At 53.6% G+C, this 20,406-nt stretch carries 25 protein-coding genes and 1 pseudogene; 12 read left to right on the top strand and 14 right to left on the bottom strand.

The features are described from left to right. A pseudogene (locus tag LX59_RS06335) lies at positions 1-407 on the bottom strand (RNA-guided endonuclease InsQ/TnpB family protein); the annotation flags it as partial. A gap of 186 nt (positions 408-593) precedes the next feature. Then, positions 594-1,352 (bottom strand): EAL domain-containing protein, encoded by a 759-nt coding sequence (locus LX59_RS06330; protein ID WP_144570999.1) that lies wholly within the window; start codon positions 1,350-1,352, stop codon positions 594-596. Between the two features lie 124 nt (positions 1,353-1,476). On the opposite strand from LX59_RS06330, the gene aguA reads away from it, so the two are divergent. Then, complete coding sequence (gene aguA / locus LX59_RS06325; protein WP_144570998.1) at positions 1,477-2,613, top strand: agmatine deiminase; 1,137 nt, start codon at positions 1,477-1,479, stop codon at positions 2,611-2,613. On the opposite strand, the gene LX59_RS06320 is transcribed toward aguA, so the two are convergent. After that, on the bottom strand, positions 2,549-4,354 hold the full coding sequence (locus LX59_RS06320; RefSeq protein WP_144570997.1) for a SulP family inorganic anion transporter: 1,806 nt from the start codon (positions 4,352-4,354) through the stop codon (positions 2,549-2,551). The two genes, aguA and LX59_RS06320, sit on opposite strands and share 65 nt — an antisense overlap. Then, a complete protein-coding gene (locus tag LX59_RS06315; protein ID WP_144570996.1) occupies positions 4,344-5,207 on the bottom strand; it encodes an MBL fold metallo-hydrolase in 864 nt (287 codons plus the stop codon). Before LX59_RS06315 ends, LX59_RS06320 begins: the two co-directional genes overlap by 11 nt. A gap of 219 nt (positions 5,208-5,426) precedes the next feature. On the opposite strand from LX59_RS06315, the gene LX59_RS06310 reads away from it, so the two are divergent. The 4 genes from LX59_RS06310 to LX59_RS06295 all read left to right on the top strand — a co-directional run bounded on the left by LX59_RS06310 (position 5,427) and on the right by LX59_RS06295 (position 9,272). Then, positions 5,427-5,903, top strand: a complete 477-nt coding sequence (locus LX59_RS06310; RefSeq protein WP_425457478.1) for a c-type cytochrome — start codon at positions 5,427-5,429, stop codon at positions 5,901-5,903. Between the two features lie 75 nt (positions 5,904-5,978). Beyond that, entirely contained in the window at positions 5,979-6,398 is a 420-nt protein-coding gene (locus LX59_RS06305; protein WP_144570995.1) for a low affinity iron permease family protein, read from the top strand. A 46-nt stretch (positions 6,399-6,444) separates the two neighbouring features. Then, positions 6,445-7,455 (top strand): 2-hydroxyacid dehydrogenase, encoded by a 1,011-nt coding sequence (locus LX59_RS06300; protein WP_144570994.1) that lies wholly within the window; start codon positions 6,445-6,447, stop codon positions 7,453-7,455. A 224-nt stretch (positions 7,456-7,679) separates the two neighbouring features. Next, positions 7,680-9,272 (top strand): methyl-accepting chemotaxis protein, encoded by a 1,593-nt coding sequence (locus LX59_RS06295; protein ID WP_144570993.1) that lies wholly within the window; start codon positions 7,680-7,682, stop codon positions 9,270-9,272. On the opposite strand, the gene LX59_RS06290 is transcribed toward LX59_RS06295, so the two are convergent. The 3 genes from LX59_RS06290 to LX59_RS06280 all read right to left on the bottom strand — a co-directional run bounded on the left by LX59_RS06290 (position 9,269) and on the right by LX59_RS06280 (position 12,268). Further along, positions 9,269-10,498: a nucleoside recognition domain-containing protein gene (locus LX59_RS06290; RefSeq protein WP_144570992.1), complete on the bottom strand. Its 1,230-nt coding sequence runs from the start codon at positions 10,496-10,498 to the stop codon at positions 9,269-9,271. The genes LX59_RS06295 and LX59_RS06290 overlap by 4 nt on opposite strands. Positions 10,499-10,657: 159 nt before the next feature. Then, positions 10,658-11,500, bottom strand: a complete 843-nt coding sequence (locus LX59_RS06285) for an SDR family oxidoreductase (RefSeq protein WP_144570991.1) — start codon at positions 11,498-11,500, stop codon at positions 10,658-10,660. A gap of 3 nt (positions 11,501-11,503) precedes the next feature. Next, positions 11,504-12,268 (bottom strand): SDR family NAD(P)-dependent oxidoreductase, encoded by a 765-nt coding sequence (locus tag LX59_RS06280; protein ID WP_144570990.1) that lies wholly within the window; start codon positions 12,266-12,268, stop codon positions 11,504-11,506. Between the two features lie 197 nt (positions 12,269-12,465). Between LX59_RS06280 and LX59_RS06275 the strand changes: the two genes are divergently transcribed. From LX59_RS06275 to LX59_RS06255, 5 genes are read left to right on the top strand one after another with little or no spacing between them, the layout of a single operon-like run. Beyond that, positions 12,466-12,786, top strand: a complete 321-nt coding sequence (locus LX59_RS06275; RefSeq protein ID WP_144570989.1) for an ArsR/SmtB family transcription factor — start codon at positions 12,466-12,468, stop codon at positions 12,784-12,786. Positions 12,787-12,803: 17 nt separating this feature from the next. Next, positions 12,804-13,238, top strand: a complete 435-nt coding sequence (locus LX59_RS06270; protein ID WP_144570988.1) for a YeeE/YedE family protein — start codon at positions 12,804-12,806, stop codon at positions 13,236-13,238. 1 nt (position 13,239) lies between these two features. Further along, positions 13,240-13,662 (top strand): DUF6691 family protein, encoded by a 423-nt coding sequence (locus LX59_RS06265; protein ID WP_144570987.1) that lies wholly within the window; start codon positions 13,240-13,242, stop codon positions 13,660-13,662. 16 nt (positions 13,663-13,678) lie between these two features. Next, entirely contained in the window at positions 13,679-13,885 is a 207-nt protein-coding gene (locus tag LX59_RS06260; protein WP_144570986.1) for a YgaP family membrane protein, read from the top strand. Between the two features lie 40 nt (positions 13,886-13,925). Then, positions 13,926-14,624 carry a cytochrome b/b6 domain-containing protein gene (locus tag LX59_RS06255; RefSeq protein WP_144571012.1) on the top strand — a complete coding sequence of 233 codons (699 nt, stop codon included), beginning with the start codon at positions 13,926-13,928 and terminating at the stop codon, positions 14,622-14,624. A gap of 22 nt (positions 14,625-14,646) precedes the next feature. On the opposite strand, the gene LX59_RS06250 is transcribed toward LX59_RS06255, so the two are convergent. The 7 genes from LX59_RS06250 to LX59_RS06220 all read right to left on the bottom strand — a co-directional run bounded on the left by LX59_RS06250 (position 14,647) and on the right by LX59_RS06220 (position 19,476). Beyond that, positions 14,647-15,183 (bottom strand): tetratricopeptide repeat protein, encoded by a 537-nt coding sequence (locus LX59_RS06250; protein WP_144570985.1) that lies wholly within the window; start codon positions 15,181-15,183, stop codon positions 14,647-14,649. A 164-nt stretch (positions 15,184-15,347) separates the two neighbouring features. Continuing rightward, positions 15,348-15,914: a hypothetical protein gene (locus LX59_RS06245; RefSeq protein ID WP_144570984.1), complete on the bottom strand. Its 567-nt coding sequence runs from the start codon at positions 15,912-15,914 to the stop codon at positions 15,348-15,350. A gap of 9 nt (positions 15,915-15,923) precedes the next feature. Next, a complete protein-coding gene (gene hemL, locus LX59_RS06240) occupies positions 15,924-17,207 on the bottom strand; it encodes a glutamate-1-semialdehyde 2,1-aminomutase (protein ID WP_144570983.1) in 1,284 nt (427 codons plus the stop codon). Between the two features lie 27 nt (positions 17,208-17,234). Further along, positions 17,235-17,873: a thiamine phosphate synthase gene (gene thiE, locus LX59_RS06235; protein WP_144570982.1), complete on the bottom strand. Its 639-nt coding sequence runs from the start codon at positions 17,871-17,873 to the stop codon at positions 17,235-17,237. A gap of 11 nt (positions 17,874-17,884) precedes the next feature. Then, positions 17,885-18,700 (bottom strand): bifunctional hydroxymethylpyrimidine kinase/phosphomethylpyrimidine kinase, encoded by an 816-nt coding sequence (locus LX59_RS06230; protein WP_144570981.1) that lies wholly within the window; start codon positions 18,698-18,700, stop codon positions 17,885-17,887. A gap of 166 nt (positions 18,701-18,866) precedes the next feature. After that, on the bottom strand, positions 18,867-19,079 hold the full coding sequence (rpmE, locus tag LX59_RS06225; RefSeq protein WP_144570980.1) for a 50S ribosomal protein L31: 213 nt from the start codon (positions 19,077-19,079) through the stop codon (positions 18,867-18,869). 136 nt (positions 19,080-19,215) lie between these two features. Beyond that, entirely contained in the window at positions 19,216-19,476 is a 261-nt protein-coding gene (locus tag LX59_RS06220; protein WP_246118691.1) for a hypothetical protein, read from the bottom strand. Between the two features lie 186 nt (positions 19,477-19,662). Between LX59_RS06220 and cadR the strand changes: the two genes are divergently transcribed. Continuing rightward, entirely contained in the window at positions 19,663-20,055 is a 393-nt protein-coding gene (gene cadR, locus LX59_RS06215; RefSeq protein WP_144570978.1) for a Cd(II)/Pb(II)-responsive transcriptional regulator, read from the top strand. 106 nt (positions 20,056-20,161) lie between these two features. Then, positions 20,162-20,332 carry a hypothetical protein gene (locus LX59_RS15585; RefSeq protein ID WP_170234340.1) on the top strand — a complete coding sequence of 57 codons (171 nt, stop codon included), beginning with the start codon at positions 20,162-20,164 and terminating at the stop codon, positions 20,330-20,332. Positions 20,333-20,406 lie beyond the last annotated feature (74 nt).

Raw genomic sequence — 20,406 nt, 5'->3', positions numbered from 1 at the left:
TGGCTCAAGCCATAGGAGTCCCAAACCTTGAAGTAATGGCCGTTGTGGTAAACCTGACCACTCTTCCAGCTGGCTGCGCCGGTATTGATGGGTATCCAGCCCAATGAACGCCGAACACCACCTGATTTACGCCAGCTCAAGCGTGACTTTTTAAACTGCTTACGGCGTGTGACGTATTCGCGGGCGATTTCTTGCAGCGTTTGAGAGTGCAGCCCCAATTCTTTGTTCGCGCCTTTGGTGTAAGGATGCAGGTCAAAAGCAGACAAAAACCGGCCACGCTCCCGAATGGATCGGGCGCTGAGTTCGTTCAGATAGTTCCAGACAAAGTTCACACTACGAGCCATCTGTTGCAGGAGCGGAACATGCTTATCTCGAACCCGAACCTTGAGGGTCTTGGTCTGTTGCATAGGTCAATGCTAACTGAATTAAGACCCCTTTAGGGAGGCTACGCCTCCCGCGCTATTCATCCCCACACTAAAGTACGGGGTTTTTCGCGCAAAATTGATAAGACGGCCATTTTGTCGCGTCAGAGTTTTCAGTTACTCCTGTAGCTACTGTTGATTTTTAGATGCCTGTCCTTGGCGTAGAAAGGCTTATAGCTTCGAGGGTGTGGCCAAAGCCTCAAAGGCTGGGCGAGCAAAGTAATAGCCCTGAAACAGTTCAATGCCCAGGGTACGCAAAAACTCCAACTCAGCGCGGGTTTCTACCCCCTCAGCAATCAGGGTGGTGGAAAGCTCTCGGCACACCTGTACCACGCCTTTAACAATGGCCTGACTGGTTTTTTTCTGGTCAATGTTGCGGATCAGGGCCATATCCAACTTCACAATGTCCGTGGGAATCTCAGCCAGCAGATTCAAGCCCGAGTAACCCGCACCAAAGTCATCAATGGCTGTTTTAAAGCCGCGCTGGTGGTAGTACTCCACAATGGAGCGCAGATGCCCGAGGTCTTCGACCTTCTCGCTCTCGGTAATCTCAAAAATAATGCGCTCAATGGGAAAGCCGTAGGCTTCTGCCGCGGCGAGGGTGGTGCGGATGCAACGCTCCGGCTCGTACACGGCGTTGGGCATAAAGTTGATGCTTAATAAAGGCTGCATATTCAACTGCGCCGCCAAACAGATGGCCTTAGTACGGCAAGCCTGATCAAAGCGGTAACGGTTTGTATCATTCACCTGTGTAAAGATATGGCCCGCTGATTCTCCGTGCAGTCCGCGCACCAGTGCCTCATGAGCAAAAATTTCGCCGGTGGCCAGATTCACAATGGGTTGAAAGGCCATGGTGAAGTCAAAGCCTAAGGCGGCTCCGTTGGCGCATTCGCCGCAACCTAGGGCATGGTCATTTGCTGATGGGGACATGAGAGACTCCTGATGCTGGCCTAAAGGCACCAGCATAGAGCCTTGAGCAATTTTTTAAAGCCTAAGGCTTGTAATGACATGGGGATAAGCCAGTATTCAGCGCTTCCCTTGATGAGAGACACCCATGCAGCACCCAACCTGCTTGCCCCGTACTGAGGGTTTCTATATGCCCGCCGAATGGGCTGCCCAGCGTCAGATTTGGATGCTCTGGCCCGAGCGCCCGGACAATTGGCGTTTGGGTGGCAAACCGGCTCAAGCGGCCTTTAGCGCCGTGGCCGAAGCCATTGCCCGCTTTGAGCCGGTCACGATTGGCGTTTCCGCCGCTCAGTACGAGAACGCCTATGCCCGTTTGCAGCATCCGCGCATTCGCTTGGTGGAGCTGAGCAGCGACGACGCTTGGGTACGGGATACCGGCCCGACCTTTGTCGTCAATGCCGAGGGTGAGCTGCGGGGTATTGATTGGGCCTTCAATGCCTGGGGTGGCTTAAACGGTGGACTGTACTTTCCGTGGCAACGCGACGATCAGGTGGCGCGCAAAATCCTGCATCTAGAGGGCTGTGCCCGCTACCGTACTGAAGGCTTTGTGCTGGAAGGCGGAGCCATCCATGTGGACGGTGAAGGCACCCTACTGACCACGGAAGAATGCCTGCTCAACCCGAACCGCAATCCGCAGTTATCGCGGGCACAGATTGAGCAACGGTTGCGCGATTATCTGGGCGTGCGCCAAATCCTCTGGCTGCCTGAAGGGCTGTATAACGACGAAACCAACGGCCATGTGGATAACTTCTGTTGCTTTGTGCGCCCCGGCGAGGTGCTTTTGGCGTGGACGGACGATCCCCAAGACCCGAATTACCCGCGCTGTCAGGCGGCCTTGGCGGTGTTAGAAGCCAGCCGCGATGCACAGGGACGCAGGCTGATGGTGCATAAAATGCCCATTCCCGGCCCACTGTACGCCACTGCAGAAGAGTGCGCGGGCGTGGATCAGGTCATGGGCACTCAGCCGCGCGATCCCTCCATTCGCTTGGCCGGTTCCTACATTAACTTTCTGTTGGTGAATGGCGCTGTGATTGCTCCTTATTTTAATGATCCGGCGGACGAAGCCGCGCGCCAACTCTTGCAACAGTGCTTCCCAGAGCGCGAGGTAGTGATGGTGCCGGGGCGGGAAATTTTGCTGGGTGGTGGCAATATTCACTGCATCACTCAGCAGCAGCCAGAGGGATGGGGCGCGCTGCATCGCGAGCGGCGAGGGTTTGCGCGGTAAATTCTGGATCAAGCTGACACAGCGCCTGATATTGGCTGAGAAACACCGGCCCGCTCAGGCGTTGTAAAAACTCAGAGCGCTGCAAACGATCCATCACCGGCCCTTTGACCTCCGACAGATGCAGCGCAATGCCGGCTTCCTGCAAACGGAAACGAATGGCTTCGAGGCTATCCAAACCGCTGGCATCAATCAGATTCACCCCGGAGCACATCAGCACCAGATGCCGTACTTGGGGCCGCTCCGCCAGCAGTGCGCTCACCCGGTCTTCCAGATAGCGGGCGTTGGGGAAATACAGGCTTTCATCCAGCCGCAACGACAGCACCAAGGGGCTTTCTTGCACTGCAAAACGCTGAATGTTGCGGAAGTGTTCGCTGCCCGGTAACTGCCCTACCACGGCAATGTGTGGGCGGCTGGTGCGCCCTAAAAACAGCACCAAGGACAGCCCCACACCCAGCAGCAAGCCCTGCTCAACACCCAAAGCGAGTACGCCGATCAGGGTGGCCCACTGCGCCAAACCGTCGTGTTTGGAGTAATGCCAAGTCTGGCGCAGGCTGTGGAAATCCATCAGCCCCAGTACGGCGATGATGATGGTAGCCGCCAACACGGCATGGGGTAGGTAATAGAGCAACGGGGTGAGATAAGCCAAACTCAGGGCCACACCCACGGCGGTCATAATGCCCGCCATGGGCGTTTGGGCTCCGGCTTCGAAGTTGGCCACCGAGCGCGAAACGCCGCCGGTTACCGCCAAGCCGCCGCTAAAGGCTGAGGCCAGATTAGCCGCGCCCAAACCCACCAGTTCCTGATCGGGATTGATGCGTTGCCGCCGTCGGGCCGCCAAGGTGTGTCCCACCGATACCGATTCCACAAAGCCGACCAAACTCAGCAGCACCGCGGCGGGGAATACATGCAGGGCTAAATCCCAATCCAGCGGCGGCAAATTCAACTCCGGCAATCCTGCGGGAATGGCACCCACAATCCGCACGCCCTGCTGATCCAAACCGAGGAGCGCCACCAGAGCGGTCAGCAAAACCAGCACCCAAACCGGCCCGGTGCGTGCCCAGGTTTCCGCCCAAAACACCGACACCCCTCGACGGCACAGCCAAGCCTTGAGCCGGGTACGGATGACATACAGCAAACCCAAGGCGCTCAGACCTAACAGCAGTGTTAGGCCTGAGGTTTCCGGCAGGTGTTGCCAGAGGCTGATCAGCAAGCGGGGCAGGGTATCGCCCCCGCCGCCTACGCCGAACAGGTACTTCAACTGGCTAAAGGCGATCAGCAGCGCCGAAGCGGTCATAAAACCGCTGATTACCGGATGACTGAGAAAGTTGGCCAGAAACCCCAAGCGTAAGCGTGCCATGCCCAATAAAATCAGGCCAGACAGCAAGGCAATCAGGGCCGAAGCGGCAATAAATTCCGGCGAGCCCAGCGGGTACAGCGGTTGCAACACCGCCATATTCATCAGCGACAGCACCGCCGCTGGCCCCACCGAAAGGTAATAGCTGGAGCCAAAAATCGCGTACACCACCAAGGGCAGCAAGCTGGCATACAAACCTAGCGTCAAAGGCACACCGGCCAGCAGGGCATAGGCCAAACTCTGCGGAATCAGCAACAGGGTGACGATGGCCGCTGCCAGTGCATCCTGAGCGGCAGTGGCGGGGCGGTATTGACGCAACCAAACCCGACAGGGGAGCCCTGAGCTTCCGTGACCGGATCGCTCAGAGTGTGGGCGCTTAGAGAACATTCACGGGAATCTTTAAATAAATCTGACCGTTGCTTTCTGCCGGTGGAAGCTGCCCAGCGCGCATATTGACCTGTACCGAGGGCAAAATCAGCGCCGGCATTTTTAGCGTGGCATCCCGTGCGCTGCGCATGGCCACAAAGTCTTCTTCACTGATGCCTTGGTGTACATGAAGGTTTTTGGCTTTCTCATCCGCCACCGAGGTTTGGCCCTGATACTCCTCCCGCCCCGGCGCTTTGTAATCGTGGCAGAGGAACAGCCGTGTCTCATCCGGCAGGGTAAATAGCCGCTGAATCGAGCGGTACAGAGTACGAGCATCGCCACCGGGAAAGTCACAACGCGCGGTACCGTAATCTGGCATAAACAGAGTGTCGCCAACAAAGGCGGCATCGCCGATCAGGTAGGTGACGCAGGCCGGCGTGTGACCGGGCGTGGCCAAGGCACGGGCCTCTAGGTTGCCGATCTGAAATACCTCGTCATCCTGAAACAGATGATCAAATTGGCGACCGTCAGGGATAAATTCCGCCTCGGCATTAAACAGCGCGGCAAAGGTTCTTTGCACCTGCACCACCTGAGCACCAATGCCGAGCTGACCACCTAACTGAGCTTTCAACCAAGGTGCAGCGGACAGATGATCGGCATGGACGTGGGTTTCCAGCAGCCACTGCACCTGTAATCCCTGAGCTTTAACGTAAGCCAACAACCGTTCGGCGCTGTCGTGACGGGTGCGGCCTGAGGCGGGGTCGTAATCCAGTACCGGATCAATCAGGGCGCAGTGTCCCGTGGCTGGATCGCTGACCACATAGCTGTAGGTGAAGGTGGTGGGATCAAAAAAGGCTTCCACATGGGGCGACATCGTTACAGTCTCCTGCGTCCGTTTTCGGGTAGCGTACTGGTAGCAACCTAGGTTGGGTGAGTAGCTTGCTTAATTTACCTAAAAATAATCTATTTAATTATAAATTATTCTTGTCTCATGGTGCAGGCTGCTCTGTCATATTGCACAGACTATGCTTGAAAGGGACTATATAACCCCGTGGTTGGTTGTTGTGTTGACTTAAAAATAAAGGAACTACCGATGAACGCATTGATGATGAGCACCCTAAGCGCCGCTGCATTACTGGTTAGCTTGAATCTTCAGGCCGCGCCTCTAAGTGCAGAAGACCAGATTGAATACCGTCAAGCAGGCTATAGCTTCATGTCATGGAACATGGGAAAGATCAAAGCACAAGTGGTTGATGGCAGTGTGCCCTTTGATGCCAAACAGGTACAGGCTGCGGCTAATGTGGTTGCCGCCATCGCCAACTCAGGGATGGGCGCTTTGTACGGGCCGGATACCGCTCAGGATAAAATGGGCGATAAAACCCGCTTAAAGCCTGAGTTTTTCAAAAATTTGGAGCAGGCTGGCACCTTGGCTAAAAACTTCAATGCAGCAGCCAACGCATTGGCCACGGAAGCAGCCACCGGAGATAAGGAAAAAATTAAGGTCGCCTTTGGTGAGGTAGGCGGAACCTGTAAAGCCTGCCACGATCAATTCCGCAGCAAAAGCAAATAGTCCTTAAGTTGGCCTGCCCCGCTTCATTTTGGGGCAGGCTGCTCCCTCACCTACAGCTAGCCCCAGAGATCGCCTATGCCAACTACGACTGCCTTAAGCTGGTATTCCAGATTGACCAAAAATGCCGCTCGTTTGACCGGGCGTTCTGCCACCTTCACCCTTGCTATCTCTGTGATTCTGCTATGGATGGTCAGCGGTCCCTTTTTTGGCTTTAGCGATACTTGGCAATTGGTGATCAATACCGGCACCACCATTGTTACCTTCATCATGGTGTTTTTGATCCAAAATACCCAAAACCGGGATACGGAAGCCATTCATATCAAACTGGATGAGCTCATCCGCGCCACTCAAGGAGCCCACAATGCTTTATTAGATATGGAAGAGTTGGATCAAGAAACCTTGGCACTGTTTAAGGCACGATATGAAGCGCTCGCCCTACAAGCCCGTGAAAAACTCACACAGGGACAGCAAGATACTGATAGCCCAGATACCTAAGCCTAGGACTCTGGAGGTATTGCCCACACTACGAAGGAATGTTTAGGTGAAGATTGCCGTATTCAGTACCCAGCCTTATGACCAGCGATTTTTGGACGAAGCTCTGCACAATCACAGCAAGCTCCAGAAAATTGAGCTGGTGTACCAACAAGCAGGCTTGACCGAGCAAACGGCCTCCCTAGCCCAAGGCTGTGAACTGGTCTGCGCCTTTGTGAACGATCAACTGGATGCACCGGTCTTAGAACGCTTAAGCCAGTATGGTGTTAAAGGAATTTTGCTGCGTTGTGCAGGCTTTAATAATTTGGATTTAGCTACCGCCCAACGGCTTAAACTGTTTGTCGCTCGGGTTCCTGCCTACTCTCCAGAGGCCGTAGCAGAACACACCATTGCTTTGGTGATGACCCTAAACCGCCATATTCATCGCGCCTATAACCGCGTGCGTGAAGGTAATTTCCGGTTGGATGGCCTCTTAGGGTTCAACCTGTATGGAAAAACCGTAGGTTTAGTGGGAACAGGTCAAATTGGACTGGCTACGGCGCGCATTTTTAAAGGCTTTGGCTGCCGAGTATTGGGCTGTGATCCTTACACCAATCCGGCGTTTTTGACTCTAGGTCATTATGTGGAATTGGATCAATTGCTGGCTGAGTCAGATATTGTAAGCCTGCATTGCCCGCTGAATGAACAGTCCAAACACCTGGTTAATGCCCAGCGTTTAGCCCAGATGAAACCGGGAGCTATGTTGGTCAATACCTCGCGTGGCGGCTTAATCGACACCAAGGCGGTGATTGATGCGTTAAAAAGCCGTCAGATATCGGCTCTAGGTATTGATGTCTATGAGCAAGAAAGCCAGCTCTTTTTTCAAGATCGCTCGGCAGAGCACATTGATGATGAAGTGTTCCTGCGTTTGATGACCTTTCCGAACGTTATAGTGACCGGCCATCAGGGATTTTTCACCCTTGAAGCTTTGCGTGAAATCTCTGAGGTCACACTGCATAACCTAGAGTGTTATTTGGAAGGTACTCCCTGTGCCAATGCCTTAATCGTTGAGGCTGAGTAAATCCGTGGGCTGCCATTTAATCCAAATTAATGAGCAATAGATCACGGAATGCATAAGAGCTACGGCTGAGTCCCGTATTTCGCGCATATTTTTTGCACTTATTCTCCTCCGGTGGTCTTTTCTAACAAGAAATTGGCCTATTTTTAGTGCCTCGGCTTGCAGGACAGCACGCGGATTTACCCGTTTCGGGGCATCAACTGACCCAGGCTAAAGGGGTTTGTATCGTGAAACTCAATCTACCGGTAACTGGGCGTTCTATCCCTGTTGGCCCTCAGGACAATATTTTATCCACCACCGACTTGAAGGGCGCGATCACCTACGTTAACTCGGATTTTGTCGCTATCAGTGGTTTTGAACAGCAAGAGTTACTGGGCACTAATCACCATATTGTGCGCCATCCCGATATGCCCCCTGCCGCTTTTACCAGCATGTGGCACAGCCTAAAAAGTGGCAAATCTTGGATGGGGTTGGTCAAAAATCGCTGTAAAAACGGCGATCATTACTGGGTAAACGCCTACGCTACGCCCGTGATGCGTAATGGCAGCGTGGTGGAATACCAATCTGTGCGTACCCAGGCCTCAAGCAAAATGATTGAGCGTGCTGAGGCACTGTATGCCCAAATCCGAGCGGGTAAAACGCCCTCGGGTTTAAAGCCTGCACTGCTAACTCAGGCAGGACGTTTGAGCCTGTTATGTGGCCTCCCTATTGTAGCGGTAGGCTTTTTGTTGGGAGTGATGGATTGGCTGCCCTTGGTTGCAGCCGTGGCCGGAAGCCTAGGATTAGCTGGCTTGGTGAGTGGTATTTTGCACATTGCCTTACGCCCCTTGGGTCGTTTAGCCCGTCAAGCCCGTCATATAGCTCAAAACCCCCTCAGCCAACTGGTTTATACCGGACGTAACGACGAGTATGGACAGATCGCTTTTGCCTTACAAAGCCTAGAGGCTGAAGCGGGGGCTATGGTGGGACGCATTGCCGACTCAGCCGATCAACTGCACCGCAGTGCCAATGAGCTGGTGCGCATGGTTGATAGTACTGATCAGGCCACACTGCACCAAAAAGAGCGCAAAGACCAAGTGGCCTTGGCTGTCGATCAGATGAGCCTGAGTGTACAAGAAGTGTCGCAGCACACTGAGCTGAGTAACAAAGCGGTGGTTGAGGCGACCCAAGAAACAGAAAGCGGCTTGTATTTAGTCACGGAAAATCGGCAGCAAATCTTAGGATTAGCTGAGGATATTCAGCAGTGTAATCAGACCATCCAACAACTAGAGCAACACAGCAACAGCATTAGCCACATGCTGGCCGTCATTAAGGGGATTGCAGATCAAACCAATTTGCTGGCCCTAAATGCTGCTATTGAAGCGGCCCGCGCTGGTGAAGCTGGACGAGGCTTTGCCGTAGTAGCCGATGAGGTACGGGCATTAGCCTCTCGTACCCAGCAATCTACCGCTGAAATTCAAGGCATCATCGCTAATCTACAACGCGGGACGCAGGAGGCTGTAGTGGCTATGCAAAACAGCCACCAGCAGGCCGAAAGCAGTGTGAAACAGGTGCTGGAAGCCGCCACCGCTTTAGAGAGCATTCATCAGCGGGTAGACAGAATTAATCAGATGAATGCCCAAATTGCCGGTGCCGTTGAGCGACAAGAGCATGTAAGTGAGCAGATTCAACATAATTTGCACGGCATCCACCAAGCCTGTGAGCACAATATCGAAACCAGCCACCATAGCCGCCACAATGCCAATCACGTTGCGGGATTGGCAGAGCGTCTGCAATTATTGGCCGAGCAGTTTCGTCGCCAGCTACAGGAGCCTCATTAACCAAAAAACCAGTAACACACGCTGATTGCGGCTATGACTCCCGCTAAGTCCGCGACTAAAGCACAGCCCACCGCGTGGCGCGCCCGTTGGATGCCCACCGCCCCGAAATACACGGCCAATACATAAAACGTGGTTTCAGTGCTGCCTTGTACGGTGGCAGCCACTAAAGCGGGAAAGCTATCGACCCCTTGACTTTGCATGGTTTCAATTAGCATGGCGCGGGCGGCGCTGCCCGAAAAAGGCTTGACCAAGGCCGTGGGCATGGCCTCGATAAAACGGCTATCCCAACCCAAGTTTTCTACTACCCAACGCAGTGCATCAAGGCCATAACTGAGCGCCCCAGAAGCCCGTAAGATGCCGACCGCACACAGCATAGCTACTAAATAAGGCAATAGATTTTTAGCCACCTCGAAGCCTTCTTTAGCGCCACTGATAAAGGTTTCGTACACTGGAACGCGCCGGAGAGCGCCCACCAGCACAAAACTGAGGATCAAACCAAACAGGGTCAGATTACCCAGCAGGGACGATAGCTCAGAGATAGCCGCCGCAGACAGGCTGGCTAAAAACGCCATAAAGCATCCTAACAGCAAAGCACCGGGCAGCAGGTAAGCCAAAACCACAGGGTCCCAGAGTTTTAGGCGTTGCATCAAGGCCACACTGAGCAATCCAGCCAAGGTAGAGGCACTGGTGGCCAGTAAGATGGGCAAAAATACTAAGGTAGGATCGGGAGCCCCCTGCTGTAGTCGATACATAAAGATGGAGACCGGCAGCAAAGTTAAGGAGGAGGCATTCAGCACTAAAAATAAGATTTGGGCGTTGCTGGCGGTGGTGCTACTGGGGTTTAAATCCTGCAACGCACGCATGGCTTTGAGACCGATGGGCGTGGCGGCGTTGTCCAAACCTAAACCATTAGCCGCAAAATTCAGGGTAATTAACCCTAAGGCAGGGTGTCCGCTGGGGACTTCCGGCATTAAGCGGCGGAATAGCGGCCCTAGTAGCCGCGCCAGCAAATCCACACAGCCCGCTTGCTCGGCAATCTTTAAAAAGCCCAGCCACAGGGTGAGGGTACCAAACAGCAGTACCATCACCTCCACCGACAGCTTGGCCATGCTGAACAGGCTTTCCACCAAAGCGGCAAAAACAGTGGGATCGCCGCCGATTAACCACCGAGCCAGCGCCGATACGCCCGCGATCAGAAAAAAACTCAGCCACAGGGCGTTTAGCATGGAAAAGCTCCTGAGAAAATCTATCAGCAAGGGGAAGCTATTTAACCTGCAAAGGGTGGGAGAATGCTAACTCAAGGCAAAACGGGCCCAAATGTAAACTTGGTAAATCAATGGTGGATTTTGCAGGGCTTGTTCGTCTTTATGATAGGAGCAAGAAATTTAGCCCGATATTACGTCCTGATAACCTTGCTGATAACTGGGGTAAAAGGGAACCCATCCCTGAGCCCGCGCCCGCGCATTAGAGCAACGCTTGCTGCCCAGACTGCGACTACCCGTTGCTGCCCCTTCAGGAATACTAAGCTGCTGTGCCAGCCAGCGGATCACCTGATCCAAGGGCGCGGGATCATCGTCCGTCCCTAAATAACAGTCCGCAACGACCAGACCTTTTTGGTCTCGATCTAATAAAAAAGCCAATAAGCCTGCTGCATCGTCAATATGGATGCGGTTGCTGTATTGGGGCGGCTCACTAGCCACTTGATAGCCTTGCTGTACTTGGCGAATCAGCCAAGTACGCTTTGGCCCATAGAGTCCGGCCAAGCGCACCGCAGTCGCGGGATGGCCGCTCTGTAGGGCTAGGCGCTCGGCCTCTAGCAGAATGCGTCCGCTAAAGCGTTCTGGCTGAGTAGGGCTGGTTTCATCCACCCATTCACCTTGATGTTGCGCGTACACACTGGTACTGGAAACAAAGATAAGACGACGCACAGCCTGAGGTTTTAGCCAGTTTAACAGGTGCTGCAAACCTTCCAGATAAGCCCGGCGATAGCTGACTTCATCCGATTGATCGGCGGCGGCTGCATAAACCACATAGTCAATGGGGTGCTGGGGCCACGAAGCGGGGAGCGCTGCTTGGCTTAAATCGGCGCTGATAGGCTGAATACAGGAGGACAAGCCCTCCGTATGCCGACGCAGACCATAAACCAACCAGCCCTGTTGGGCTAAACGCTCTCCCAATCGAGTTCCCAGATCACCGCATCCGGCAATCAACACACAGGGTAGTGTCATAAATTATTTATCTCGATCTACGGCAAAGGCTGACCACGCCTGACGGGTGGGCATGACTTCTAAGCGGTTAATGTTGATGTGATCCGGTAGGGTAGCGATATAAAAAATCTGCTCGGCGATATCTTCGGCTGATAAGGGCGTAGTACCACGATACAGCGCATCTGAGGCCGCTTGATCGCCTTTAGTACGCACTAGGGTGAACTCGGTTTCAGCCATACCGGGGGCAATATCTGTGACTCTTACGCCTGTACCTAGCAAATCACAACGCAGATTGAGGGAGAATTGCTGTACAAAGGCTTTGCTGGCTCCATACACATGGCTGCCCGGATAGGGCCATTGTCCGGCAATCGAGCCTAAGTTAATGATGCTGGCTCCCGCTCCGGTTTGGATCAGGGTCGGTAACAGCTTATGGGTGACGTTGACCAAGCCGGTGATGTTGGTGTCGATCATAGTGTGCCAATCTTGCAGATCGACCTTTTGAGCGGCTTGGGGGGCTAGGGCTAATCCTGCGTTATTCACCAAACACTGTACGGCTTTAAAGGCTTCGGGTAGTTCGTCTACCACCTTTTGCACGGCGGCGGCATCGCGTACATCTAAGGCAGCGGTGTATACGGAGGTCAGGCTGCTCAGCTCGGCCTGCAAGGAGTCAAGGCGGTCAACACGCCGTCCGGTCAACACTAAGGCCCAACCTGCTTGGGCAAAACGGCGAGCGGTGGCACGTCCAAAGCCAGAAGTAGCTCCGGTGATAAAAGCAATCTTACGACTCATACAAAATCCTCGTGGGTATTGATACAGCAAAACCATGATGCATCAAATAGCCCAATGCTTGGGATGATGTCACGGCAAGACTTTGTGTAACGCATTAGCTCCTAGGGTGAGTCAGCTGTTGAGCGTAGCCGAGGCCACGAAAGCTTGCATTTAATATATAAATTAATATATTGTGTTTTTATGTAATGAGAAAATCCATGAGCCTTGATTCGAGTTCCGATTTATCAAAGCTATACGAGCAAGCCCAAGCAGCCAGTCGCTTGCTGAAAGCCTTAGCCAATCCAGATCGGCTGTTATTGTTATGCCATTTAGTGGAGCAAGAATCCCATGTCAGTGATTTGGAGCAGCAGTTGGGGATTGTTCAACCAACCCTATCTCAACAGTTGGCGGTGTTACGTCGGGAAGGCTTGGTCAGTACGCGACGCGAAGGCAAACAAATCTATTACCGAATCGCCAGCCCTGTTGCCCAAGCCTTATTAGAAACCCTGCATCAGCATTTTTGTTCTGATTCTAATTAACTCAACTTGAGGACAGCATGCAGATTGATTGGTCTCAATTCACGCCTTGGACGGCCTTAGCGGGTGGTCTTTTGATCGGGCTTGGCGCGAGTCTATGGGCTTTATGCAATGGGCGCATTGCAGGCATCAGCGGTTTAATAGCCAGCCTTTTAGAGCGCCAATCCGATGGCTTAGCTGAGAAGGCTGTGTTTTTGGGAGGACTCTTAGTGGCTCCCTTAGTCTGGTCGTTATGGGCTCCCTTACCTGCATTTAATTTGCCCGTAGCGGAGATTTTGCTGATTCCGGCGGGATTATTGGTGGGGGTGGGTACGCGTTACGCCTCTGGCTGTACCAGCGGGCATGCTGTCTGTGGTTTAGCTCGGCTTTCCCTGCGATCTTTAGTGGCTACTCTATGCTTTATGGCCAGTGCTGTGGGCACGCTGTATGTGATACGCCATGTGCTAGGAGGCTAAGATGCGTTTTTTAACGGCGGCCTTGGCGGGGTTGCTCTTTGGGTTGGGTTTACTGCTAGCGGGGATGACTAATCCTGCCAAAGTTCTGGCTTTTTTGGATGTGGCGGGTGCTTGGGATCCGTCCCTTGCCTTGGTGATGTTAGGGGCGATAGGGGTTAGCCTGTGGCCCATGCAGTGGACTAAGAAGCAGGCTAAAACCCTTTTGGGTAGCAGCCTGCATATGCCTACTCAAAGAAGGGTTGATCAACGTTTAATCTTCGGCAGTCTGTTGTTTGGTATAGGCTGGGGATTGACGGGTATTTGTCCCGGCCCAGCCGTCAGTTTACTGCTAAGTGGTCAGGGGGCCATTGCTCTGTTTTTTATCAGTTTAATCACCGGAATGGGATTGTTCCGGGTGCTAGAGCGCCTATTTCCACACTGGTAATACAAGAGGTGACATCATGCAAGCGAATGTAGGACGTTTAGATCGCATCGTGCGGATTGTGGTGGGGTTAATCCTCATCGGATTGGCGGTATCCGGCACCATTGGCATTTGGGGCTGGATCGGCCTGTTACCTTTACTCAGTGGTCTATTGGGGTTTTGTATGCTGTATCGACTTTTAGGTATCAACACCTGTGGTTGTTGCGGCAGTAAAAAGCCAGACTAAACTCTGAGCAGATCCTTTAGTAATGACTAGGCAGCCTGTGATGAATCCAATGCGCATTAAGGTGTGGGACGCTCCACTTAGGGTATTTCATTGGCTATTGGCCGCGAGTGTAGTGGGTGCATTTATCACAGGCTGGTTGGGCGGTAGCTTGATGCTTTGGCATGGGCGTTTGGGGCTGCTGATCCTAGGGTTATTGAGCTTTCGATTTATTTGGGGCTTTATCGGCTCGACCTATGCCCGCTGGAGCCAGATTATCAAAGCCCCCCTAGATATTCCGGCCTATATCGGTGGGCGCTGGCATCAGGCCGGACATAATCCACTGGGCTCCTTATCCGTTTTGGCCTTACTTGGATTGTTAGCAGTACAGGTTGTGATGGGATTAATGGCCAATGATGACATTGCTTTTCGTGGCCCTTTATATGCACTGATTGACCGCGATCTCAGCAGTGAGCTCACAGACGTACATCGGCAGATTCAATGGCTGTTGTTAGGGCTGATCCTAGTGCATGTAGCGGCCATAGGTTTTTATCAGCGGGTTAAAAAACAAGCGCTGGTGTTGGCTATGGTTCGAGGTTGGCAAGAGCAACATCATCCGACGCAGCACAGTGCCCAAGGTGGTTCTTGGAAAGCTAGCTTAGTGGCTATTGTGTTGGCGGGTTTCGTGGTATTTGGCGTTCAGGAGGCGGCCCAGTGGTGGGCTCCTAAGCCTGCTGCTAGCACTCAAACACCCAACTGGTAGGTAACATGCTAGCAAGAGCCGCTTAAGGGGTATGCCGCTCCTCCATCACCTGTAGCTCCATCAAATAGTTACGGAAGATCTGGCTTAAAATCCGCGAAGCGGCCTCTAGCTCATCATGGTGCATGTGTATGGCAACCTGATCCGCCATATCTAGGGCTTCTTCATCACCGTTAACCGCTGACATCTTCAGCAGAATATAGGCCTGCACCTTATTAACAGGCTGTCCCTCACCCTGAAAAAAGATCAGGCCTAAGCGGTATTGGGCTTGGGCATGTCCCTGTAGCGAGGCGCGCTCAAACCAAGAAACCGCTTGGGTGAGGTCACGCGGAACGGCTAAGCCATCGTAATAAAATAAACCCAGCTCATAGGCGGCCTGTGCATCTCCAGCCAAAGCTCGTTGTTGGCAGTCGTGCAATACTTCAGTCGGGTCGGCGATGTCTAGGGCGCAACGATTAACTTCAGGTGCAGGGATCAGTAGGGAGTTTCCACCCGCCATAAGTGATGGGGGAAAGAGCAAAGGCAAGCAGATCAAAAAACGCTTGCAGCCGTTCAGCGTCATGAATTGAGGTGCCTCGAAGCCTTCAGGATCAGAAAAAGCCAACTACCTATCAGCTCAGTAGTAGTTATTATGGAGAATAGCTCTATTTCCTGCCAAAGGCTTTTGTATCAACTGAGGGATTTTTCAGCATCCGTTCAAGAAATGGGCTAGATCGCTTTGGCGACCTAGCTTTGATGGCGTATGAGCCAAACTGCCAACGGCCCTATGAGCAACCATGCCCACAATTGAGCATTGGGATTTAGCCAAGGTAGCGCTAAGACCAATCCTGCGCAGCCCAGACTGATCCAAAGTTTTGGCCCGATGCGCCAAGGCCAAGCAGCCACCAAAAGCAACGCCGCAGAAGCCACAGCCAGTAACTGAGCGTACCCAAGGCTTGCATTCAGGATGCGTGCTAGTTCAAAGGCTAAACACAGCCCTAAAACCCAACGGCCCCAAGTCGCTTTGGCCCAGACTCCTCCTTGGGATAAGCTGTAAATCCCCAATGTTAAGAGTGGTAAGCCCAATAAACGTGCAGCTTGATCTAACCATTGTCGGGCTTGTGAAAGATTCCAGCCAAAGCTGGACTCCAGAAGCACCAAGCTTGCTAATCCGGTGATTAACAGCAAAGCCAACAGCGCACAAAATAATACCGATTGCCGTTCAGCCGAGGCCGCCTTCAACCAAGTTTGCCCCAGATACAGAGTGCATCCGCTGGCTGTTAGCACCCAGATGAGATTGCGCAGCCATTCCATGAGTCAACCTCAACCCAAACGGGCAAAGGCCCGTTCAGCGGCTGTAAAGGTAATTTCCAGCTCCGTTTGGCCGTGGGCGATGGAGGTAAAACCGGCCTCAAAAGCACTCGGGGCCAAATAAACTCCGCCCTCTAACATGAAATGGAAGAAGCGCTTAAAGCGCTCAGCATCGCTGGCCATCACCTCAGCAAAGGAGGTAATGCTGTCTGCACTACTGAAGTACAGGCCAAACATCGCACCCACTTGGGTGGTAACAAAGGGAATACCAGCAGCTTGCGCGCGCTCGGTCAAACCTTGCAGCATGCAGCGGGTGTAATCGGTCAGCGACTCGTGGAAACCGGGTTGGCTGATCAGTTTCAGAGTGGTCAAACCGGCGGCCATCGCCAGCGGATTTCCAGACAGCGTACCCGCCTGATACACCGGCCCCAGTGGGGCAATTTGCTCCATGATCACGCGCTTGCCGCCAAAGCAACCGACCGGCATACCGCCACCAACGATCTTGCCGAAAGTGGACAGATCCGGCGTTACCCCGTAATAGGCTTGAGCACCGCCCAAAGCCACGCGGAAGCCGGTCATCACCTCATCAAAAATCAGCACCACGCCGTGTTGATCGCACAGACGGCGCAAGCCCTCCAAAAAGCCGGGTACCGGCGGTACGCAGTTCATATTGCCCGCCACCGGCTCAACGATGATGCAGGCGATCTCTTGGCCCACTTCGGCCAGCGTTTGTTCTACAGCGGCCAGATCGTTATAGGGCAGAGTCAGAGTGTGTTTGGCAAAGGCGGCGGGTACACCGGGTGAGCTAGGAACACCTAAGGTCAAAGCACCGGAACCGGCTTTGACCAGCAAGCTGTCGGAGTGGCCGTGGTAGCAGCCCTCAAACTTGATGATGCTGTCGCGGCCAGTATAACCACGAGCCAGACGAATGGCGCTCATGGTGGCCTCGGTGCCAGAACTGACCATCCGTACCATGTCCATGGAGGGTACGAGGGAACAAATCAGCTCGGCCATTTCCGTTTCCAGCGCCGTGGGAGCGCCGTAAGACAGGCCGTGTACCAACTGCGCCCGCACCGCTTCCAGCACATCGGGATGGCTGTGGCCCAGAATCATCGGCCCCCAAGAGCCCACATAGTCCACATAGCGGCGGTCGTCTTCGTCCACCACATAAGCGCCTTCCGCGTGTTTGAAGAACAACGGCGTTCCGCCCACGCCCCGAAAGGCGCGTACCGGCGAGTTCACGCCACCGGGAATATGCCGCTGGGCGCTGTTGAACAGGATTTCAGAACGGGACATGGGCAAGCCTCACAAACAGGTCAAAAATTAACAATCGGGCGTAAAAAGGGACTGAAAGGCACGAGCGCGGTGTTCCACTTCAGCAGCCGTTTCCGCCGCAAACAAAGCATGCACAACGGCCAATAAATCCGCGCCTTGGGCGATTAACTGCGCGCCATTATCCCGCGTTACCCCACCGATGGCGACTAAGGGCAAGGCAAAGCGTGCCCGCGCCTCGGCCAGAAGTTCAGGCGTAGCAGCGGGAGCACCGGGCTTGGTCTGGGAGTTAAAGAAGCGCCCAAAAGCCAAATAGCTGGCGCCTTCGGCCTGTGCCTGCTCGGCGAAGTCCAAACGCGCATGACAGGTCGCGCCAATAATAGCCTGCGGCCCCAGAACGGCGCGGGCTTTGGCCAGCGAACCATCGGTTTGACCGAGGTGCAGCCCCACGCCTAGCTCAGCGGCTAAGGCCAGATCGTCGTTAATAATCAGCGCCGCCTGATAACGGGCGCACAGGTCACGCAAGGTGCTGGCTTCGGCTAAGCGACGCGCCGCATCGGTGGATTTATCGCGGTATTGCAGCACCTGTACTCCACCGCGCAACGCCGCTTCCACATAGGGCAAAAGTCGGCCTTCGGCTAACAGGGTGCTGTCGGTAATGGCGTAGAGGCCACGCAAGGGAGTAGTCATCGGCAGACCTCTTAGAGTTCTAAGGGCAGACGGCGCGGAATGTACTGGCCGCGCCCTAACACTTCGGCATCGCGTAGGCAGCGCCACGTATAGTCCAAAGCCGTGCTCACGCTGCTGATTAAATCTTCACCAATGGCTAAACGTCCGGCCAAGGTACTAGCCAACGTGCAGCCCGAGCCGTGGTAACTGCCGGGCAAACGGGGACAGGTGAAATCCTGCTGCGACCCCTCGGCCAAATACAGGCGGTTGTGAATATCTTGCTCATCGCCGTGACCGCCAGTAATCAGCAAATTGGGGCAAAAAGGCCGCAAGACTTCCGCGCATTCGTCCGCCGAGCCATTAGGCAAGCCTGCTAACAATTGTGCTTCGGGGAGATTCGGTGTGGCCAGCGTACTGAGGGGCAACAGGCGCTCACGCAAAGCGGTAATCATGTCCTCTTGGCCCAGCGCACCACCACCACCGGCGCGCAATACCGGATCACACACCAGCGGCGTGCCTGCGGGTAACTCCGCCATGAGGGTGATAACGGTATCCACCATATCAAGGGAGCCCAACATGCCGAGCTTCACCGCTGCAATGGGCATATCCGCCATCACCGTGCGCGCTTGCCGCAGTACCCAGTCCCGTTCCAACACTTGGAAGTCGGAGACGTTGCGGCTGTCCTGAATCGTCAGCGCAGTAATCACCGGAGCGGCGTGGCAACCTTGCGCCAACAAGGCTTCGATATCGGCTTGCATCCCCGCACCGCCACAGGGGTCATGCCCCGACAGGCACAGTACCACGGGACGAGAAGCATAAGGCGGATTAAAGGAATGCAAACTGAGCATTGGAGGTTGTCCAAAAACAAAGAAGGGGAGCCGCTACAGATTTTGGAAACTACCTGAGCAGGCTTTAGATGTCACGTTTTGCCCGTTGCTCAATACCCAACTTAGATTCTTGCAGCCATTAAAAAAGGCAGCTTTTGGCTGCCTTTTTTTGTCGCTAAAAACACGCTTACTTGGTGCTGAATACACCGAAACGCTGCTTGAAGCGGTCGATGCGGCCACCGGTATCCAGAACTTTTTGTTTGCCGGTATAGAAGGGGTGGCACTCAGAGCACACGTCGATGCTGATGTTTTTGCCCAGCGTAGAGCGTGTTTTGATGACGTTGCCACAGCTACAAGTGGCTTCGATATCAATGTAATTTGGGTGGATATCGGCTTTCATTACCCTAAATCCTCAAAGTAGACGTGCCGCCACCCGACCCCATGCCGAGTACCGCACGAAAAGAGTGCGGATGATAGCAGAGCAGCCAAGGGATGCAAGGCAATCTCAGTTCAGTCTCTGTACGGCTATCCTTGCATCAGTCGTTTTCTTCGCCCCATAAAAAGTTGTCGATTTCCTGCATTAGGTACTCGTTGGTGCGCATAGTACGGGCGGTTTGCTCGGCTTCTTCTTGGGTGTAACCGTGCAGGTTAAAGCTGGTTTTACCGACAGGATGCGCGTCATGGTAAAGCTGCACTTCCAGCAACCAGTTATCCGTACCGGCAGCCGGTAGTAAACGCAGATAAGCTTTGAGCTTGCGCTCCAGAGGAAGAATTAGATTTAGGACTTCTTCTTGCATAGACACCATCCTGAGCGAACAACACTCAGGCCTCCCTTGAGTTCGGGTTATTGAGCAGAGGTTTACATCCTCGCCGCCCAATCGAGGCTAAAACGGAGGCGCATTAAAACAAATGCAGGCAAATACCGACAATCCGCAACCTATTTAAGCATCCGCCAAATCCAAAATCCGCCGAGGACTTAGCCTATGCAAATCGGTGAATTAGCTAAACAAACCAGCGTTGGGGTAGAAACCATCCGCTACTACGAAAAACTGGGCCTTTTATCGGCTCCTTTACGGCAGGCCAACGGTTATCGCTGCTACAGCTCGGTTCATTTGCAGCGTTTGAGCTTTATTCGCCACTGTCGAGCCTTGGATATTTCCCTTAGCGACATAAAAAGGCTGCTGGAGTACCAAACCCATCCTGAAGACACCTGCCAAGAAGTGAATGCCCTGATTGATACCAAACTGCTGGAAGTGCGCCAACGCTTAGAAAGTTTGCACGCCTTAGAACAACAACTGGTACAACTGCGCCAACGCTGTGCCAGCCAGCAGGTAAAGGACTGCGGCATTTTGCATGAGCTGTCGATGCCGGACTAACTTTTAGCCCCTTCGATAAACTCAAAGTAAGATTTGAGGCTGTGTCGGTTCGAATAGGATCGTTATTATTGGCGTTAACTGAGTTTTATTTTAAGGAACCGATTGAATGAAATCCGATGATTTACTGCGGTTAGTGGGGCTGGTCTTGGGGGTTTTGGGTGTCATTGGCATGGGTGCAGCTTTTATTACCGATATTCGAGTGCTCTGGACGATTGGGCCGGGCTTGTTTGGGGCAGGCGTGGCGCTGTTTGTGCTGTTTGGGAAGCATCAGGGGTAGGGAGAGGGAGGCTGGATTTTAGGCCTCCTTTAAGTGTCTCAAGGAGATTTTTTGATTGATTGCGCTTCACGCCA

The organism is Azomonas agilis (genome assembly GCF_007830255.1).
Taxonomy (GTDB): Bacteria; Pseudomonadota; Gammaproteobacteria; order Pseudomonadales; family Pseudomonadaceae; genus Azomonas; species Azomonas agilis.
Note: the sequence above shows the minus strand (reverse complement) of the source record. Positions and strands in the feature narration are given on the sequence as shown.

What these genes read in the sequence shown, in the direction of transcription:
- LX59_RS06250 (WP_144570985.1), bottom strand. Translation starts at nt 15,183, where the DNA reads ATGACGCTGAACGGCTGCAAGCGTTTTTTGATCTGCTTGCCTTTGCTC.
- LX59_RS06245 (WP_144570984.1), bottom strand. Translation starts at nt 15,914, where the DNA reads ATGGAATGGCTGCGCAATCTCATCTGGGTGCTAACAGCCAGCGGATGC.
- LX59_RS06330 (WP_144570999.1), bottom strand. Translation starts at nt 1,352, where the DNA reads ATGTCCCCATCAGCAAATGACCATGCCCTAGGTTGCGGCGAATGCGCC.
- LX59_RS06220 (WP_246118691.1), bottom strand. Translation starts at nt 19,476, where the DNA reads ATGCAAGAAGAAGTCCTAAATCTAATTCTTCCTCTGGAGCGCAAGCTC.
- LX59_RS06290 (WP_144570992.1), bottom strand. Translation starts at nt 10,498, where the DNA reads ATGCTAAACGCCCTGTGGCTGAGTTTTTTTCTGATCGCGGGCGTATCG.
- LX59_RS06305 (WP_144570995.1), top strand. Translation starts at nt 5,979, where the DNA reads ATGCCAACTACGACTGCCTTAAGCTGGTATTCCAGATTGACCAAAAAT.
- LX59_RS06260 (WP_144570986.1), top strand. Translation starts at nt 13,679, where the DNA reads ATGCAAGCGAATGTAGGACGTTTAGATCGCATCGTGCGGATTGTGGTG.
- LX59_RS06270 (WP_144570988.1), top strand. Translation starts at nt 12,804, where the DNA reads ATGCAGATTGATTGGTCTCAATTCACGCCTTGGACGGCCTTAGCGGGT.
- hemL (WP_144570983.1), bottom strand. Translation starts at nt 17,207, where the DNA reads ATGTCCCGTTCTGAAATCCTGTTCAACAGCGCCCAGCGGCATATTCCC.
- LX59_RS06230 (WP_144570981.1), bottom strand. Translation starts at nt 18,700, where the DNA reads ATGCTCAGTTTGCATTCCTTTAATCCGCCTTATGCTTCTCGTCCCGTG.
- thiE (WP_144570982.1), bottom strand. Translation starts at nt 17,873, where the DNA reads ATGACTACTCCCTTGCGTGGCCTCTACGCCATTACCGACAGCACCCTG.
- LX59_RS06280 (WP_144570990.1), bottom strand. Translation starts at nt 12,268, where the DNA reads ATGAGTCGTAAGATTGCTTTTATCACCGGAGCTACTTCTGGCTTTGGA.
- LX59_RS06285 (WP_144570991.1), bottom strand. Translation starts at nt 11,500, where the DNA reads ATGACACTACCCTGTGTGTTGATTGCCGGATGCGGTGATCTGGGAACT.
- LX59_RS15585 (WP_170234340.1), top strand. Translation starts at nt 20,162, where the DNA reads ATGAAATCCGATGATTTACTGCGGTTAGTGGGGCTGGTCTTGGGGGTT.
- LX59_RS06310 (WP_425457478.1), top strand. Translation starts at nt 5,427, where the DNA reads ATGAACGCATTGATGATGAGCACCCTAAGCGCCGCTGCATTACTGGTT.
- LX59_RS06255 (WP_144571012.1), top strand. Translation starts at nt 13,926, where the DNA reads ATGAATCCAATGCGCATTAAGGTGTGGGACGCTCCACTTAGGGTATTT.
- rpmE (WP_144570980.1), bottom strand. Translation starts at nt 19,079, where the DNA reads ATGAAAGCCGATATCCACCCAAATTACATTGATATCGAAGCCACTTGT.
- LX59_RS06275 (WP_144570989.1), top strand. Translation starts at nt 12,466, where the DNA reads ATGAGCCTTGATTCGAGTTCCGATTTATCAAAGCTATACGAGCAAGCC.
- LX59_RS06315 (WP_144570996.1), bottom strand. Translation starts at nt 5,207, where the DNA reads ATGTCGCCCCATGTGGAAGCCTTTTTTGATCCCACCACCTTCACCTAC.
- aguA (WP_144570998.1), top strand. Translation starts at nt 1,477, where the DNA reads ATGCAGCACCCAACCTGCTTGCCCCGTACTGAGGGTTTCTATATGCCC.
- LX59_RS06320 (WP_144570997.1), bottom strand. Translation starts at nt 4,354, where the DNA reads ATGTTCTCTAAGCGCCCACACTCTGAGCGATCCGGTCACGGAAGCTCA.
- cadR (WP_144570978.1), top strand. Translation starts at nt 19,663, where the DNA reads ATGCAAATCGGTGAATTAGCTAAACAAACCAGCGTTGGGGTAGAAACC.
- LX59_RS06265 (WP_144570987.1), top strand. Translation starts at nt 13,240, where the DNA reads ATGCGTTTTTTAACGGCGGCCTTGGCGGGGTTGCTCTTTGGGTTGGGT.